General features: G+C 70.2%; 11 protein-coding genes. 7 read left to right on the forward strand and 4 right to left on the reverse strand.

Translation table 11 applies throughout. From position 1 onward, the window contains the following. Positions 1-74 precede the first annotated feature (74 nt). Entirely contained in the window at positions 75-863 is a 789-nt protein-coding gene (locus OG456_RS12355; protein ID WP_266560182.1) for a protein phosphatase 2C domain-containing protein, read from the forward strand. Between the two features lie 9 nt (positions 864-872). Here the strand turns inward: OG456_RS12355 and OG456_RS12360 are convergent, their stop codons facing one another. Further along, complete coding sequence (locus tag OG456_RS12360; protein WP_227297195.1) at positions 873-1,376, reverse strand: MarR family winged helix-turn-helix transcriptional regulator; 504 nt, start codon at positions 1,374-1,376, stop codon at positions 873-875. 218 nt (positions 1,377-1,594) lie between these two features. Between OG456_RS12360 and OG456_RS12365 the strand changes: the two genes are divergently transcribed. Continuing rightward, complete coding sequence (locus OG456_RS12365) at positions 1,595-2,428, forward strand: lysozyme (RefSeq protein ID WP_266560186.1); 834 nt, start codon at positions 1,595-1,597, stop codon at positions 2,426-2,428. A gap of 64 nt (positions 2,429-2,492) precedes the next feature. Here the strand turns inward: OG456_RS12365 and OG456_RS12370 are convergent, their stop codons facing one another. Next, positions 2,493-5,237, reverse strand: coding sequence for a M4 family metallopeptidase (locus tag OG456_RS12370; RefSeq protein ID WP_266569164.1), 2,745 nt, complete (start codon positions 5,235-5,237; stop codon positions 2,493-2,495). Between the two features lie 256 nt (positions 5,238-5,493). Between OG456_RS12370 and OG456_RS12375 the strand changes: the two genes are divergently transcribed. Beyond that, a complete protein-coding gene (locus tag OG456_RS12375) occupies positions 5,494-6,507 on the forward strand; it encodes a LuxR family transcriptional regulator (RefSeq protein ID WP_266560188.1) in 1,014 nt (337 codons plus the stop codon). A gap of 77 nt (positions 6,508-6,584) precedes the next feature. On the opposite strand, the gene lon is transcribed toward OG456_RS12375, so the two are convergent. Next, positions 6,585-8,999 (reverse strand): endopeptidase La, encoded by a 2,415-nt coding sequence (lon, locus tag OG456_RS12380; RefSeq protein ID WP_266560190.1) that lies wholly within the window; start codon positions 8,997-8,999, stop codon positions 6,585-6,587. A gap of 174 nt (positions 9,000-9,173) precedes the next feature. Beyond that, on the reverse strand, positions 9,174-9,959 hold the full coding sequence (locus tag OG456_RS12385) for a rhomboid-like protein (protein ID WP_323136402.1): 786 nt from the start codon (positions 9,957-9,959) through the stop codon (positions 9,174-9,176). Between the two features lie 267 nt (positions 9,960-10,226). Between OG456_RS12385 and OG456_RS12390 the strand changes: the two genes are divergently transcribed. The 4 genes from OG456_RS12390 (at position 10,227) to OG456_RS12405 (ending at position 17,032) form a co-directional block, all read left to right on the forward strand. Beyond that, positions 10,227-10,928 (forward strand): spermidine synthase, encoded by a 702-nt coding sequence (locus OG456_RS12390; RefSeq protein WP_266560192.1) that lies wholly within the window; start codon positions 10,227-10,229, stop codon positions 10,926-10,928. Positions 10,929-11,021: 93 nt separating this feature from the next. After that, the gene (locus OG456_RS12395; RefSeq protein WP_116510033.1) at positions 11,022-11,759 is read left to right on the forward strand and encodes a response regulator transcription factor; all 738 of its coding nucleotides are present in this window, start codon (positions 11,022-11,024) and stop codon (positions 11,757-11,759) included. Continuing rightward, positions 11,756-12,946: a HAMP domain-containing sensor histidine kinase gene (locus tag OG456_RS12400; protein ID WP_266560195.1), complete on the forward strand. Its 1,191-nt coding sequence runs from the start codon at positions 11,756-11,758 to the stop codon at positions 12,944-12,946. The genes OG456_RS12395 and OG456_RS12400 overlap by 4 nt, the downstream gene beginning before the upstream one ends. Before the next feature lie 261 nt (positions 12,947-13,207). Beyond that, a complete protein-coding gene (locus OG456_RS12405) occupies positions 13,208-17,032 on the forward strand; it encodes a multifunctional oxoglutarate decarboxylase/oxoglutarate dehydrogenase thiamine pyrophosphate-binding subunit/dihydrolipoyllysine-residue succinyltransferase subunit (RefSeq protein WP_266560197.1) in 3,825 nt (1,274 codons plus the stop codon). The last annotated feature ends 55 nt before the right edge of the window (positions 17,033-17,087 follow it).

Below are 17,087 nucleotides of genomic sequence, written 5' to 3' on the forward strand. Positions count from 1 at the left end.
GCGTCTGACCTGCCGATGCGACCCAACTCCCGGCTCAACGGGCCTCTTGTGAAGGCCTCGTGCAGACTGGCCGGATGCGCATCGAACTCGCGACGGAGCCCGGAAACCCCGACCGGCCCAACGAGGACTTCGCCTCGGCGGCCGTACCCGCCTCCGGACAAGGGGGAACGCTGGTGGTCCTGGACGGGGTCACACCACCCCGGGGCGAGAGCGGCTGTCTGCATTCCGTCCCCTGGTTCACGGCCCGGCTGGGCGGCGCACTGGGTGAACTGTCCGTTTCGCGGCGGGATATGACGTTGACCGCCGTCCTCGCCGAGGCAATCCGCCGCACCGCCGACGCCCATCGGCAAGCCTGTGACCTTTCTCACCCGCGTACGCCCCAGGCAACCGTGGTCCTGGCGCGGTGGGACGCGGAGCGGGTCGAGTATCTGGTGCTGTCCGACTCGGTGTTGCTGGTCGAGGCCGCGTCCGGATCTGTCACGGCACTGGTGGACGACCGGCTCGACCGCGTGCCGCGCTCCCTTCTCGTCTCGGACGAGGTGGCCGACGCGACCGTGCGCAACAAGGAGGGCGGCTTCTTCACGGCCGCCGCCGACCCCTCGGCCGCCGCCCGAGCGGTCACGGGTGAACTCCCCCGCGCGCGGGCGCGCACGCTCGTGGCGCTGACCGACGGAGTCACGCGCTGGGTCGAGAAGTTCCGCGAGGGCGACTGGGCGGACCTGTTCGCGCTCGTACGCAAGGAGGGCGCCGAGGCGGCGATCGCCCGCGTACGGGCCCTGGAGGACGCGGACGAGCGGGACCGGGTCTTCCTGCGGCGCAGCAAGACCCACGACGACGCGACGGCGGTGTACGTGGAGCTGTAGGCCCTGGCTCTAGCTCTCGGCGCCCGCGTTCAACTGGTGAAGCAGCCGAGCCAGTTCCGCCACCTCGCTGCGGTCCCAGCCCGCGAGCTGGCGCACGTACGTGGCACGGCGGGCGTCGCGGACCTGCCGGAAGTTGGCGCGGCCCTCGTCGGTGAGGTGCACGAGCCAGGCGCGGCCGTCGGCGGGGTCGGGTTCGCGGGCGACGAGACCGAGGTCCTCAAGGGCGCGCAGCTGCCGGCTCATGGTGGCCTTGCCGACGCCGACGTACGCGGCGAGTTCCGTGGCCCGCTGCCGGCCGCACTCCTCCAGGCGCGCGAGGAGTCCGTAGGCGGCGGGTTCGAGGTCCGGGTGTACGGCGCGCGCCATCTCGCCGGAGGACGCGCGGGCTCGCCTGAGGAAGACCGTCAACTCCCTTTCCAGGGACAAGAATTCGTGGTCCACACCACTCTCCGTCGCGTCGAATTCGGCGCCCGGCCGCGCGCCGTTCCCGTCCTCGTGCACGTCAGCACCCATGCCAGGGTTTCCCGTTTCTGAAAGTTTCCGCCATTCGCGGCCATTGCCGCAGCTCCGCCAGTATTTCGCAGGAGTAGACCAACGGCAGCATCCGGGCCCCCTTCCCTCCAGGCGGTCTACGTGCGTAGCTTCATTGGTGACATGTCCACACCAGCGACATGTCGAAAGGTCCCCCCACCGAGCTCACAGAAGCTCAACGAGGCCTTCGGAGGCACGCAATGCCCGTGCACAGATCCGGAACCGTCCGCCGCCCGCGCCTCAGGCGCTTCCCGGCGGCCGGAGTCATCCTCGCAGCGCTCTCGCTGCTGTTCACCCTGCCCACCGCGGCCCAGGCCGCCGACGTCCCCGCCCGTGGCTCCGCCACGATGGGCATGGGCGTCGCCGAGCACGACGGTCGAGGCGGTCTGCCCGCCGGCGACAAGGCCGTCCAGACCGAGGGCGTGGACACCAGCAGCCACAACGGCAACGTGGCCTGGTCGACGCTCTGGAACAGCGGCGTGAAGTGGGCCTACGTCAAGGCCACGGAAGGCACGTACTACACGAACCCGTACTTCGCCCAGCAGTACAACGGCTCCTACGACGTCGGCATGATCCGCGGCGCGTACCACTTCGCGACCCCGGACACGACGACCGGCGCCGCCCAGGCCAACTACTTCGTGGACCACGGGGGCGGCTGGTCCCGGGACGGCAGGACCCTGCCGGGCGCGCTCGACATCGAGTGGAACCCGTACGGCGCGTCCTGCTACGGCAAGACCGCGGCCGGAATGGTCAGCTGGATCCGCGACTTCCTGAACCAGTACAAGGCCCGCACCGGACGCGACGCCGTCATCTACACGGCGACGAGCTGGTGGACCGAGTGCACCGGCAACTCCAGCGCGTTCGGGGCGACCAACCCGCTCTGGATCGCGCGCTACAACACCGACCCGGGCACGCTCCCGGCCGGCTGGGGCTACTACACGATGTGGCAGTACACGTCGTCCGGCCCGACGGTCGGCGACCACAGCAAGTTCAACGGCGCCTACGACCGGCTGCAGGCACTGGCCAACGGCTGAGCCTGCGAGCGAGCGGAGAGCGGCCGGACTCCCCCAGGGGTCCGGCCGCTCGTGCGAGGGCGGGTCAGCAGTTGCCCGCCGGGCGGTCCCGCTTCACGAGGTTCGTGTAGCCGGTGGTGCCGTCGAGCCACAGCACACGCTGGCCCTCGTCGGCGGCCGGGTAGACCTGGTCGCCGCGGTTGCAGGAGATGCGCTGGGCGCCGCCCTTGCCGTCGGGGGCGACCTGGTACAGCTTCGGCAGCGTCTCGTTGGCCCACGACGTGGCCGGCGGCAGCGTGAGGACGGTGACCGCGTCGTCGGAGGCCGTCAGCTGGTACGCGTACAGCGCGCCGGCGCCGGACTCCGGGACGATCGTGGTGCGGTCGGTGCCGTCGGCGTTCGCGCGCATCACGGAGGCCTGACCGGAGTCGGTGCCGTCGCCGTCCTCGACCCAGGAGACGCCGTCGTCGGTGATCGCCGTCTGGCCGACGCCGACGACCGCGCTCTTGTCGATCGGCATGAGCTGGGTCTTGCCGGTGACGGTGTCGTAGACCTCGACGCCCAGCTTGTAACCGTCGGACTCGCCCCACAGCTTCGCGTAGGCGATCTTGCCGTCGTGGACGGAGGCCAGCGCCGTCACGGTGACGGGGTTGGACGCGAGGTCCTTGACGAAGCCGGTCTTGATGTTGACGTAGCGGGCCTGCTCGAAGCCGGATCGCGGGTTGACGTAGGTATACACGAGGACGTCACCGTCGAGCTGGACGGACGTGACGTTGGCGCCGATCCCGTCGACGACCTTGTCGATTCCACCACCGATCGGGCGCACGTGGATCTTCACCGCGTCGTAGGCGAACTCGGCCCACGCCACGTTCTTGCCGTCGGTGGCGGCGTAGACGTTGTAGTTGCCGTTGTTGGGGCTCAGCTGCTGCGGCGTGCCCTTGCCGCTGGTGTTGCCGGCCCACACCGAGTACGGCTCGCTGCCGTCCTCGTTGGAGCGCGAGAGCGCGTACTTGCCGCCGCCCGCGGCGACACCGGTGCCGGACACGTTGACCTTGGACAGGAGCGTGTCGGTGTCCACGCCGAGCGCCTTCTCCCAGCCCGGCACGATGCCGTGGGCGTCGAAGGAGCGCTTGACGGTCTTCAGCTGGTCCTTGGTGGCGCCTAGTTCCGTCGCGGCGGCGATGACCGCGGCGCGGCCCTCGGTGAAGCCGTCCAGCGGCGTCATGTACGCGGACAGGGCGCGGTAGACGATCTGGTCGGCGAGCTCGGCGCCGAGGTCCTGGCGCATGTCCCACAGGGCGCCGGAGAAGATCGTCGAGTTGAGGTGCACGCCGCCGTTGTCACCGCGGTAGCTGGTGCCGATGAAGTCCTTGGCCGTGGTGTGGCCGTCGTTGAGGTCGCGCAGGGCGCACTCACGCGGGCTGAGCGTGGTGCACAGGTCCTCGCCGAGCAGACCCGAGTCCGGATCGTCCATCGACTGGCCGTTGGCCTCCAGGTCGATGGCGTTGCCGAAGTAGTCGGAGATCGCCTCGTTCATCGCGCCGGACTGGCCCGCGTAGACGAGGTTGGCGGTGTGCTGGGTGACGGCGTGGGTCATCTCGTGGCCGACGACGTCGGTGTCCGCGGAGAAGGTGCGGAAGTCGCCGCCGCCCTTTCCGTACACCATCTTGGAGCCGTCCCAGAAGGCGTTGTCGTACGGCTGACCGTTCGCGGTGACGCCGACGAGCGAGTACATGTACCCGTCCTTGTCGTCGAGCCCCTTACGGCCGAAGTGGTTCTTGTAGTACGCGTACACCTTGTTGGCGGCCCAATGGGCGTCGACCGCACCGGAGTCGGTGAAGTCCGCGCCGAGGTCCGGGGTGTCCGACTTGAAGATCTTGGCGCCGCTGGGCCAGGCGCCGGACGCCTCGGACACGTCGCTGCCGCGGGCGTCCCAGGTCTGCAGCAGCGGGCCGTTGTACGGGGTGGCGGCGTCCCGGAACCCGTAGTCGTACATCTGGTAGGTGCCGTCGGCGCCCTTGTACAGGTTGAGGTCGGCCTTCTGGCCGTTGTAGCGGGTGCCGGAGCCCTTGACCACGAACGACGGGGCGGCCGTCGGGGCTGCGTCGGCCGGGGTCGCCGCGGTCCCGGCCGCGGCGCCGGAGGAGGCGGCCGCGGTCGCGCCGAACGTCTGGATGCCGCTGTACTGCATGACCGGGAAGCCGGAGTGGGCGTCGACGTACACCTCCTGCTTGACGGCCGTGCCGTCTGCCGGATCGGTGCCCGTGACGGTGATGTGCCGGGTGAGCACACCGGTGCCCTGCGGCAGGATCGTCACGTCCACGGCCTTGCCGGTCAACGTCTTGCTGTCGGGCTTCTCGCCCTTGGCCGGGGCGTGCAGCGGGGCCCCGCCCAGCTGGGAGGTGACGGCACCGATCGCGCGCTCGATCGCGGTCTTCTCCGAGACCTTCGGGCTGACCGAATCCAGCTTCAGCCTGGTGAAGTAGTTACCGGAGGTGCCGGTGACGGTGCGCTTGTCGTCCTTTTTCGTCATGCGGACCAAGTACTGGCCGCCGAGGACGTCGACGCCCTTGTACTTCTGCTGGAGGCGGACCGTTTCCTTGCCGCCCTCGCTGTCGGTGGAGACCGCCGAGAGATCCTTCGCCGAGGTGTCGGCGATGTGGTACCGGCTCTTCTTCGCCTTGAGGTGCCCGCGGGCGGCGTCGGCGGCGCTGCCGGTGCCGGCGGCCTCCTCGCTGAGCCCGGTCACCAGGGACGGGGTGTCCGTCTCACTGCCGGCGGTGGTGGCCGTGGCCGCCGTCGGAGCGGTGTCGGCGTGGGCGGCCGTCATGCCGGTGACGAGCAGCCCGGCGGCGGCGAGCACGGCCGCCACTCCCTGGCCGACGGCTGTGCCGCCCGACCTTTCTGCTCTGTTTCTGCGCGCTGAAGTCCGCACGACTGATCCCTTCGCTGCCATGGGCGGGTGAACGGAAATCGGATGCGGACATGCAAATGCCGGTACACGCCTGCGAACAATGCGTTTCCGGTGCCTACTTGTGGACGTGCACACTTGTGTGCCCTGCGTGATCAAGGCGAGAATCGGCGCCGTGAGGCAGTCCGAGGTGGGTACACAGTGGGAGGCGCTCGGACTCGGAGCCGACGGGCTCCAGGTGTACGAGGCCCTGTTGAACCTGTCCTCGCCCGGGTCCCGGACCGCGCTCGCCCGCTCCCTCGGCCTGCCCGTACGCCGGGTCACGGCCGCCCTCGCCCAGCTCGCCGAGCACGGCTTCACCGGGACCGCCGACGGCCCGGGACTCCCCCGGCCCGTGGCCCCCGCCACCGCGCTGCGCGGCCTGCTCCACCAGCATCGGGCCCAACTGCTGTACAGATCGGCCGAGTTGGAGGAACTGACCGGATCGGTCGACCGGATCTCCGCGCTGCTCCTGAGCACCACGCAGGATCCTCGCGCCAACGGCATCGAGACCGTGCGCGGTGGGCCGGCCATCGCCGAGCGCGTCGCCGCAATGCTGGTGTCGGCGCGCGAGGAGGTGGCCCTGATCGACCGCCCGCCCTACGCCTCCAGCCAGCCGGACGGCATGCCGGCCCCACTGGATGTGGCGGCGCCGGCGCGGCGCGGGGCGCGTGTGCGGGTGGTCGTGGACCGGGAAGGGCTGAGCTTCCCCGGGCGGGCCCGAGGGCTCAACGAGCTGTCGGAGCAGGGGGTCCAGATCCGGGTGGGCACCGATCTACCGACCAAGCTGATCACCGTCGACCGGCGCATCACGCTGCTCCCGCCGACCGACGCGGCGGACCCGACCGCAACCGCCCTGGTGGTGAGCGACTCCCTGCTCAGCCACGCCCTGGTGCCGCTCTTCGACGCGGTGTGGGAGCGCGCCGTGCCCATCGGGTCGGTCACGGACGAGGAGATCACCGAGGAGGACCGGGAGTTGCTGACGCTGCTGACGTCAGGACTCAAGGACGAGGCGATAGCCCGCCGCCTGGACGTCCATGTGCACACGGTGCGCCGGCGCATCACCCGGCTGATGGCGGTGCTGAACGCGGAGACCAGGTTCCAGGCGGGGGTGCAGGCGGCACTGCGCGGCTGGCTGCCGATCAACTAGGGCCCGTCCGCACCGGGCACACACGGAAGGCCCGAGCCCCGAAGGGGACTCGGGCCTTCGTCATCCGGCAGCGTCCGTCACGCCGCCACCGGAACCTCCACCGCGGCCGGCGCCAGCGCCAGTTCGAGCACCTGCCGCACATCCGTCACCGGGTGCACGTCCAGCTTCTCCAGGACCTCGGCGGGGACGTCGTCCAGATCCGCCTCGTTCCGCTTCGGGATGACGACCGTGGTGACGCCGGCCCGGTGCGCGGCGAGCAGCTTCTGCTTGACGCCACCGATCGGCAGCACACGCCCGGTCAGCGAGACCTCACCGGTCATGGCCACATCCGTACGGACCTGGCGCCCGCTGAGCAGCGACGCGAGAGCGGTCGTCATGGTGACACCCGCGCTCGGACCGTCCTTCGGCACCGCGCCCGCCGGGAAGTGGATGTGCACGCCCCGGTCCTTCAGGTCGGCGACGGGCAGCTCCAGTTCGGCGCCGTGCGAGCGCAGGAAGGAGAGCGCGATCTGCGCCGACTCCTTCATCACGTCACCGAGCTGACCGGTCAGGGTCAGGCCGGCCGCGCCCGTCTCCGGGTCGGCGAGGGACGCCTCCACGTAGAGGACGTCGCCGCCCGCTCCGGTGACCGCCAGTCCGGTGGCCACGCCCGGCACGGCCGTACGGCGCTCGGCCGGGTCCTGTGCCGCCTCGGGCACGTGGTGCGGGCGCCCGATGAGGCTGCGCAGGTCTGTGTCCTCGACGGTGAACGGCAGCTCGCGCTCGCCCAGTTCGTGCTGGGCCGCGACCTTCCTCAGCAGCCGTGCGACGGACCGCTCCAGGTTGCGCACGCCGGCTTCCCGCGTGTACTCCCCCGCGAGCTTGCGCAGCGCGCTCTCACCGAGGGTGACCTCGTCCTGGTCCAGACCGGCCCGCTCCAGCTGGCGCGGGAGCAGGTGGTCGCGGGCGATGACGACCTTCTCGTCCTCGGTGTAGCCGTCGAGGCGGACCAGCTCCATACGGTCGAGCAGGGCCTCCGGGATGGCCTCCAGGACGTTGGCCGTCGCGAGGAACACGACGTCGCTGAGGTCGAGTTCGACCTCCAGGTAGTGGTCGCGGAACGTGTGGTTCTGCGCCGGGTCGAGAACTTCGAGCAGGGCGGCCGCCGGGTCGCCCCGGAAGTCGGACCCCACCTTGTCGATCTCGTCGAGCAGCACGACCGGGTTCATCGACCCGGCCTCCTTGATCGCACGCACGATCCGGCCCGGCAGGGCACCCACGTACGTACGCCGGTGTCCGCGGATCTCCGCCTCGTCCCGTACGCCGCCGAGGGCGACCCGGACGAACTTGCGGCCCATGGCGTGCGCCACGGACTCGCCGAGCGAGGTCTTGCCGACGCCGGGCGGGCCGACGAGCGCGAGCACCGCGCCGCCCCTGCGTCCGCCGACGACGCCGAGCCCGCGCTCGGAACGCCGCTTGCGCACGGCCAGGTACTCGGTGATGCGCTCCTTCACGTCCTCGAGGCCGGAGTGCTCGGTGTCGAGAACGCGCTGGGCGCCCTGGATGTCGTACTCATCCTCGGTGCGCTCGTTCCACGGCAGTTCGAGGACGGTGTCGAGCCAGGTGCGGATCCACGAGCCCTCGGGGGACTGGTCGCTGGACCGCTCCAGCTTCTCGACCTCCTTGAGCGCGGCCTCACGGACCTTCTCGGGAAGGTCGGCGGCCTCGACCCGCGTGCGGTAGTCGTCGGACTCCTCGCCCTCCGACTCGCCGTTCAGCTCGCGCAGCTCCTTGCGTACGGCGTCCAGCTGGCGCCGCAGCAGGAACTCGCGCTGCTGCTTGTCGACGCCTTCCTGCACGTCCTTGGCGATGGACTCGGCCACGTCCTGCTCGGCGAGGTGCTCGCGCAGCTGCTCGGTGGCCAGCTTGAGCCGGGCGACCGGGTCGGCCGTCTCCAGAAGCTCCACCTTCTGCGGGGTGCTCAGGAAGGGCGAGTAGCCGGAATTGTCGGCGAGCGCGGAGACGTCGTCGATCTGCTGGACGCGGTCCACGACCTGCCAGGCGCCGCGCTTCTTCAGCCAGTTCGTGGCGAGTGCCTTGTATTCGGTGACCAGCTCCGTCACGGAGCCGGGCAGCGGCTCCGGCACGCTCTCCTCGACCGCGAGGCCCTCCACCCACAGGGCGGCGCCGGGGCCGGTCGTGCCCGCGCCGATCCGTACGCGGCTGCGGCCACGGATCAGGGCGCCGGGGTCGCCGTCGGCGAGCCGGCCCACCTGCTCGACGGTGCCGAGCACGCCGGTGTTCGCGTACGTGCCGTCGATCCGGGGAACAAGAAGCACCTTCGGCTTGCTGCCGCCCACAGATCCGCTGGAACGGGCCGCTGCCTGGGCGGCCTCCACCGCGGCGCGTACGTCGTTGTCGTTGAGGTCCAGGGGCACCACCATTCCGGGCAGCACGACCTCGTCGTCGAGCGGCAGCACGGGCAGGGTGAGCGGTGTGGACGTCGATGCCATGATCTCCCCTTAAGCAGTCAAGTTGAGCTATGCCGACTCAATGCACGTGAGCCCCCGAATGTTCCCCAGACGCTGTTCGCTCTCGGCGATCAGTGGATGGGCAGGGGAAAGCCACAGCTCAGAGGGGGTGCGTGACGTGTACGACCATCGGCCGACCGGGGGACGGGTGACGCGTCAGGCTGCGGACGGTCCCGGCGCGAGGCGACACCGGCGCACCAGCGGCCAGGTCCCGACGCCGCTCGCCAGGGCCAGGAGGTGACCCCAGCTCGTCATCGGGTCCGCGAACGCGATGAGGTCCTCGGCCAGCATCCCGCCGACGACGGCGAGCACGGCCCAGCGCAGCCAGGGCGTGAGGAGACCGGCGAGTGCCCCGATGCTCGCGGCCACGCCGAAGCTGATCCCGTAGTCGAGGCGGTGCAGCGAGCTCGCGGGCAGATGCCCGGCCATCACGGAGAGCCCGACGGGCACCTCGGTGGCGAGCGTCGCCACGGTGTGGCCGAGGACGAAGACACCGGCGGTGCGCCGGCCGCCGATCCGGCGCTCCAGCGCCGTGAGGACGAACAGGAAGCCGATCGCGAACGGGGACGTGATCCCGCCGGCGATCCACAGCGCACTGGCGACCAGCACGAACACGGGCGTGTGCGCGAGGTGCGCCACGTCGGTACTGGAACCCCGCAGCGCGGACGCGACGACGCCGGGATCGGCGAACCGCGCGAAGAGGGACGTGCCGACGAGCACGGCGGCGTAGGCGAAGGTGAACGGCGTCCCCGTGGGCGTCGGCAGCAACCGCCAGGGGCGCATCCGACGCCGGGGGCTGACGGTCCCGGGCGGGATGCGCTCACCGGTCGCGGATCCGGGAGCGGCAGGCGCCGTGCCACAGGCAGCCGGCTGAGCCGGGACGGCATCGAGCAGGGGCCGCGAAGCCCCAGGCAGCGTCCCCGAAGAAGAAGCCTCAGGCAGCGTCCCCGAAGAAAGCGTCCCGAGAGAAACAGTCCCCGAAGAAACAGCCCTCGAAGAAACGTCCGCCCCGTCGGCCTCGACCGTCACGCCACGCTCCACCTGCGGCATCCTTTCCCTTCCGGCCCGCCCCAGCTTCCGCCTCCCGTACCCGCGCTGTCCATGACCGACGCCACGTGCGGCATGATCCACAGGACCCGCACAGGAGCGCCCCCAACTCCGTTTACAGGGACGGCCAGGCGTCCCGCCGGTTGCGGCAGGATGGACGCCATGTCCACCTCGTACCCCATCCCGTACGACCCCGACCACACCGCCCCCGTCGTCCTCGACCGGCGCGAAGGGCCGTTCGGAGAGGTCGTACTGCGGCGCCACGGCGCGCTGCTCCAGATCATCGCCAACGGATGCTTCCTGATGGACACGTCCGACGGCCGCTCCGAGCGCCTCCTGGTCGACGCGGCGCTCGACGCTCTCGACGACCGCCCGGCGCCCGGAATTCTCATCGGCGGGCTCGGTGTCGGATTCTCCCTCACACACGCGGCTGCGAATTCCCGCTGGGGCCGCATCGCCGTCGTCGAGCGCGAGCCGGCGATCGTCGACTGGCATCGCGAGGGCCCGCTGTCCGAGCTGTCACGGTCCGCGCTCGCCGACCCACGCACGGAGATTGTGGAGGCGGACCTTGTCTCGTACATCCAGGAATCGACCGAGACGTACGACGCACTGTGCCTCGATATCGACAACGGGCCCGACTGGACAGTGACGGAGGGTAATGACAGCCTCTACTCACCGGTAGGTCTCGCGGCCTGCCGGGCGCGGCTCACTCCTGGTGGCGTGCTTGCCGTGTGGTCCGCACAGCCCTCCGCAAATTTTGAAGGAACCTTGCGGAATGCCGGATTCCGGTCGGTCCGCACCGAAGAGATCCCGGTTGTCCGGGGCGTTCCGGACGTCGTACATCTCGGGGTCAGACCTGCGTAGCCGACTCGCGGTAACTCCCCGTACGCTGACTGCCGAAACCCAGATCATTCAAGCGTCAAGCGCACACGGATGTGCGCATTCAGGGGCGGGGCGATGGAGCAGACACACACCTCCCACAACGGCAGCACGGCGACGCCGGGTGCCCAGCGACGGGTCCTGGTGGTCGAGGACGACCCCACGATCGTCGACGCCATCGCCGCTCGGCTGCGTGCCGAGGGATTCCTCGTGCAAACGGCACAGGACGGTCCGGCGGCGGTCGACACGGCAGAGGCATGGCAACCGGACCTGCTGATCCTCGACATCATGCTGCCCGGCTTCGACGGGCTCGAGGTCTGCCGCCGCGTGCAGGCGCAGCGGCCGGTGCCGGTGATGATGCTCACGGCGCGCGACGACGAGACGGACATGCTCGTCGGACTCGGCGTGGGTGCCGACGACTACATGACGAAGCCCTTCTCGATGCGGGAGCTCGCGGCGCGCGTGCACGTCCTGCTGCGGAGGGTCGAGCGCGCGGCGCTCGCGGCGGCCACGCCCAGGAGCGGCATCCTGCGGCTCGGCGAGCTGGAGATCGACCACGCACAGCGCCGGGTGCGGGTGCGCTCCGAGGACGTCCACCTGACGCCCACGGAGTTCGACCTCCTGGTCTGCCTGGCCAACACGCCCCGCGCCGTCCTCTCGCGTGAGCAGCTGCTCGCCGAGGTGTGGGACTGGGCGGACGCGTCGGGCACCCGGACCGTCGACAGCCATATCAAGGCGCTGCGCCGGAAGATCGGCGCCGAGCGGATCCGCACCGTCCACGGTGTGGGCTACGCGCTGGAGACGCCGACGCCATGACCGGCAGCGGCGACGCATCCGACGTACGGGACGCGGACGGGTACGAGCCGGGGCCGCCGGGCCTCCCGCCCGGCGCTCCGCCGGCCGCCCGGCCCCTCGCGGGCCACTGGGTGCAGGGCGGTCTGCGGCCGTTCTCCATCAAGACCAAGCTCGGCACGCTCGTCGTCGTCTCGGTGTTCATCACGACCGGACTGCTGATGGTCGCCGTCCGCACCCAGACCGAGCTCCGTTTCATCACCGTCTTCTCGGTCATCGCGACGCTCCTCATCACCCAGTTCGTGGCGCACTCGCTGACCGCGCCGCTCGACGAGATGAACACGGTCGCCCGCTCCATCTCGCACGGTGACTACACGCGCCGGGTCCGGGGCGCCGACCGGCGCGACGAGCTGGGCGACCTGGCCGCGACCATCAACCGCATGGCCGACGACCTGGAGGCCCAGGACCAGCAGCGCAAGGAGCTCGTGGCGAACGTCTCGCACGAGCTGCGCACCCCGATCGCGGGCCTGCGCGCCGTCCTGGAGAACGTCGTGGACGGGGTCTCGGCCGCCGACCCCGAGACCATGCGCACCGCCCTGAAACAGACCGAGCGCCTGGGCCGGCTGGTCGAGACGCTGCTCGACCTCTCGCGGCTCGACAACGGCGTGGTCCCGCTCAAGGCGCGCCGCTTCGAGGTGTGGCCGTATCTGTCGGGTGTCCTGAAGGAGGCCAACATGGTCGCCTCGCAGCGCGCCGGCATCGCCTCGGGCTCCGGCACCCACACGCGCACGGACGTGCATCTGCACCTGGACGTGTCGCCGCCCGAGCTGACCGCGCACGCGGACCCCGAGCGGATCCACCAGGTCGTGGCCAACCTGATCGACAACGCCGTGAAACACAGCCCGCCGCACGGCCGCGTGACCGTGCTCGCGCGGCGCGGCCTCTATCCGGAGTCGCTCGATCTGGAGGTCCTCGACGAGGGCCCCGGCATCCCCCGCTCCGAGTGGCACCGCGTCTTCGAGCGCTTCAACCGGGGCGGCCATGTGAAGGGCGCCGCGCACGGCCCCGGCAGCGACGGCGGCACCGGTCTGGGCCTCGCCATCGCCCGGTGGGCCGTGGACCTGCACGGCGGCCGGATCGGCGTGGCCGAATCGGCTCGCGGCTGCCGGATCCAGGTCACTCTTCCGGGCCTGCCCCGAGCTCAGAGTTGACGTAGGGTTCGAACCGGAAGCACAAGATCGCCGTGTCATTCGTCACGAGGTGCGGGCCGATGGGCCGCACTCGTACAAGGACGTACCCAAGGTGAACCGGAACCCCGCTTGTTTCCCGCCATTTCCAGCGTCGAAACACGGCTTCCGGTGTGACTTACGCGACGGATGACCGGCCCGGTCTGCAAGTCCCGGTGTTGGAGGCGTAGCCTTTATTCCCGCTGTCCATCACCTTGTGAGAAGCGGAAGAGGGCGGTTACCGCCGTGTCGCCACAGTCCCCCAGTAACTCGAGCACCTCGACCGACCAAGAGGGGCAGGGCAAGAGCCCTGCCGCCGCTTTCGGTCCCAATGAGTGGCTCGTCGACGAGATCTATCAGCAGTACCTCCAGGACCCGAATTCGGTTGACCGAGCCTGGTGGGACTTCTTCGCCGACTACAAGCCGGGTGCCCCGGCCCAGCCGACGACCGGAGCCCCCGCACAGGGTTCCGGTCCCGGCACCGCCGGTACCGCAGCCGCGGGGGCTGCGGGCACTGCCGCGGCGCCCGCCGCTCCGGCAGCCCCGGCTCCGGCCGCAGCTCCGGCTCCGGCTCCGGCTCCGGTCCAGGCGGCTCCGGCCGCCCCGGTGACCAAGCCCGCCACCGCGGCGCCCGCGAAGCCGGCCGCCGCTGCCGTGAAGGCTCCTGCTCCCGCCAAGGCGCCGCCCGCGACCGAGGCCGCCGGCGGCCCCGAGTTCGTGACGCTGCGCGGCCCGAGCGCCGCCGTCGCAAAGAACATGAACGCCTCCATCGAGGTCCCCACGGCGACGTCCGTGCGCGCGGTCCCGGTGAAGCTGCTGTTCGACAACCGCATCGTCATCAACAACCACCTGAAGCGCGCCCGGGGCGGGAAGATCTCCTTCACCCACCTCATCGGCTACGCGATGGTGCAGGCCATCAAGGCCATGCCGTCGATGAACTACTCCTTCGCGGAGAAGGACGGCAAGCCGACGCTGGTCAAGCCGGAGCACGTGAACTTCGGCCTCGCCATCGACCTGGTGAAGCCCAACGGCGACCGCCAGCTGGTCGTCGCGGGCATCAAGAAGGCCGAGACGCTGAACTTCTTCGAGTTCTGGCAGGCCTACGAGGACATCGTCCGCCGCGCCCGCGACGGCAAGCTCGGCATGGACGACTTCACCGGTGTCACGGTCTCGCTGACCAACCCCGGCGGCCTCGGCACCGTCCACTCCGTGCCGCGTCTGATGCCCGGACAGTCGGTCATCATGGGCGTCGGCTCGATGGACTACCCCGCGGAGTTCCAGGGCACGTCCCAGGACACCCTGAACAAGCTCGGCATCTCGAAGGTCATGACGCTCACGTCGACCTACGACCACCGGGTCATCCAGGGCGCCGCCTCCGGTGAGTTCCTGCGCGTCGTGGCGAACCTCCTCCTCGGTGAGGGCGAGTTCTACGACGAGATCTTCAAGGCGCTGCGCATCCCCTACGAGCCGGTCCGCTGGTTCAAGGACATCGACGCCTCGCACGACGACGACGTCACGAAGGCCGCCCGCGTCTTCGAGCTGATCCACTCCTTCCGGGTCCGCGGCCACGTCATGGCCGACACCGACCCGCTGGAGTACCGCCAGCGCAAGCACCCCGACCTGGACATCGCCGAGCACGGCCTCACCCTGTGGGACCTGGAGCGCGAGTTCGCGGTCGGCGGCTTCGCCGGCAAGTCGATGATGAAGCTGCGCGACATCCTCGGCGTCCTGCGTGACTCGTACTGCCGCACCACCGGCATCGAGTACATGCACATCCAGGACCCGAAGCAGCGCAAGTGGCTCCAGGACCGCGTCGAGCGCCCGCACACCAAGCCGGAGCGCGAGGAGCAGCTGCGCATCCTGCGCCGGCTGAACGCGGCCGAGGCGTTCGAGACGTTCCTGCAGACGAAGTACGTCGGCCAGAAGCGCTTCTCCCTGGAGGGCGGCGAGTCCGTCATCCCGCTGCTCGACGCGGTCATCGACTCCGCCGCCGAGTCGCGCCTGGACGAGGTCGTCATCGGCATGGCCCACCGCGGCCGCCTGAACGTCCTGGCGAACATCGTCGGCAAGTCGTACGCGCAGATCTTCCGCGAGTTCGAGGGCAACCTCGACCCGAAGTCGATGCACGGCTCCGGCGACGTGAAGTACCACCTGGGCGCCCAGGGCACCTTCACCGGCCTGGACGGCGAGCAGATCAAGGTCTCGCTGGCCGCGAACCCGTCCCACCTGGAGACGGTCGACCCGGTCATCGAGGGCATCGTCCGCGCCAAGCAGGACATCATCAACAAGGGCGGCACCGACTTCACGGTCCTGCCCGTCGCCCTGCACGGTGACGCGGCCTTCGCGGGCCAGGGTGTGGTCGCCGAGACGCTCAACATGTCGCAGCTGCGCGGCTACCGCACGGGCGGCACGGTCCACATCGTCATCAACAACCAGGTCGGCTTCACCGCCGCCCCGGAGTCGTCGCGCTCCTCCATGTACGCCACGGACGTGGCCCGCATGATCGAGGCGCCGATCTTCCACGTGAACGGCGACGACCCCGAGGCCGTCGTCCGCGTTGCCCGACTGGCCTTCGAGTTCCGCCAGGCGTTCAACAAGGACGTCGTGATCGACCTGATCTGCTACCGCCGCCGCGGTCACAACGAGTCGGACAACCCGGCGTTCACGCAGCCGCTGATGTACGACCTGATCGACAAGAAGCGCTCGGTGCGCAAGCTCTACACCGAGTCCCTCATCGGCCGTGGCGACATCACGCTCGAAGAGGCCGAGCAGGCGCTGCAGGACTTCCAGGGCCAGCTGGAGAAGGTGTTCGCCGAGGTCCGCGAGGCCACCGCGCTCCCGGCCCCGGTCCCGGCCCTCGACCCGCAGGCCGAGTTCCCGGTCGCCGTCAGCACCGCGATCTCCCAGGAGACCGTGAAGCGGATCGCCGAGTCGCAGGTCAACATCCCCGACCGCGTCACCGTCCACCCGCGTCTGCTGCCGCAGCTGCAGCGCCGCGCGGCGATGATCGAGGACGGCACGATCGACTGGGGCATGGGCGAGACGCTCGCCATCGGCTCCCTGCTCCTCGAGGGCACCCCGGTGCGCCTCTCGGGCCAGGACTCGCGCCGCGGCACGTTCGGCCAGCGCCACGCGGTCCTGATCGACCGTGAGACGGGCGAGGACTTCACCCCGCTGCTGTACCTCTCGGACGACCAGGCGCGTTACAACGTCTACGACTCCCTGCTCTCCGAGTACGCGGTCATGGGCTTCGAGTACGGCTACTCGCTGGCCCGTCCCGAGTCGCTCGTGATGTGGGAGGCGCAGTTCGGCGACTTCGTCAACGGCGCGCAGACGGTGGTGGACGAGTACATCTCGGCCGCCGAGCAGAAGTGGGGCCAGACCTCCGGCGTCACGCTGCTCCTGCCGCACGGCTACGAGGGCCAGGGCCCGGACCACTCGTCCGCCCGCCCGGAGCGCTTCCTCCAGCTGTGCGCGCAGAACAACATGACGGTCGCCATGCCGACGCTCCCGTCGAACTACTTCCACCTCCTGCGGTGGCAGGTGCACAACCCGCACCACAAGCCGCTGGTGGTCTTCACGCCGAAGTCGATGCTGCGCCTCAAGGCCGCCGCGTCGAAGGCGGAGGAGTTCACGACGGGCGGCTTCCGTCCCGTCATCGGCGACAGCTCGGTGGACCCGGCCGCGGTCCGCAAGGTCGTCTTCTGCGCGGGCAAGGTCTACTACGACCTCGAGGCCGAGCGTCAGAAGCGCGGAGTGACGGACACGGCGATCATCCGCATCGAGCGCCTGTACCCGCTCCCGGGTGCCGAGCTCCAGGCGGAGATCTCCAAGTACCCGAACGCGGAGAAGTACCTGTGGGCGCAGGAGGAGCCGGCGAACCAGGGCGCATGGCCCTTCATCGCCCTCAACCTGATCGACCACCTGGACCTGGCGGTCGGCGCCGACGTCCCGCACGGTGAGCGTCTGCGCCGCATCTCGCGGCCGCACGGCTCGTCCCCGGCGGTCGGCTCGGCGAAGCGTCACCAGGCGGAGCAGGAGCAGCTGGTGCGCGAGGTCTTCGAGGCCTGAGCAGCCTGACCTCGTACGTACGATTGTGGGGCCCGGAACATTGTTCCGGGCCCCA

This window comes from Streptomyces sp. NBC_01446 (assembly GCF_026340095.1).
GTDB classification, from domain to species: Bacteria; Actinomycetota; Actinomycetes; order Streptomycetales; family Streptomycetaceae; genus Streptomyces; species Streptomyces aureus.

Bases quoted from the DNA above. Each gene is read 5' to 3' on its own strand.
- OG456_RS12395 (WP_116510033.1), top strand. From the start codon at position 11,022: ATGGAGCAGACACACACCTCCCACAACGGCAGCACGGCGACGCCGGGT.
- OG456_RS12360 (WP_227297195.1), bottom strand. From the start codon at position 1,376: ATGGGTGCTGACGTGCACGAGGACGGGAACGGCGCGCGGCCGGGCGCC.
- lon (WP_266560190.1), bottom strand. From the start codon at position 8,999: ATGGCATCGACGTCCACACCGCTCACCCTGCCCGTGCTGCCGCTCGAC.
- OG456_RS12390 (WP_266560192.1), top strand. From the start codon at position 10,227: ATGTCCACCTCGTACCCCATCCCGTACGACCCCGACCACACCGCCCCC.
- OG456_RS12400 (WP_266560195.1), top strand. From the start codon at position 11,756: ATGACCGGCAGCGGCGACGCATCCGACGTACGGGACGCGGACGGGTAC.
- OG456_RS12370 (WP_266569164.1), bottom strand. From the start codon at position 5,237: ATGACGGCCGCCCACGCCGACACCGCTCCGACGGCGGCCACGGCCACC.
- OG456_RS12355 (WP_266560182.1), top strand. From the start codon at position 75: ATGCGCATCGAACTCGCGACGGAGCCCGGAAACCCCGACCGGCCCAAC.
- OG456_RS12365 (WP_266560186.1), top strand. From the start codon at position 1,595: ATGCCCGTGCACAGATCCGGAACCGTCCGCCGCCCGCGCCTCAGGCGC.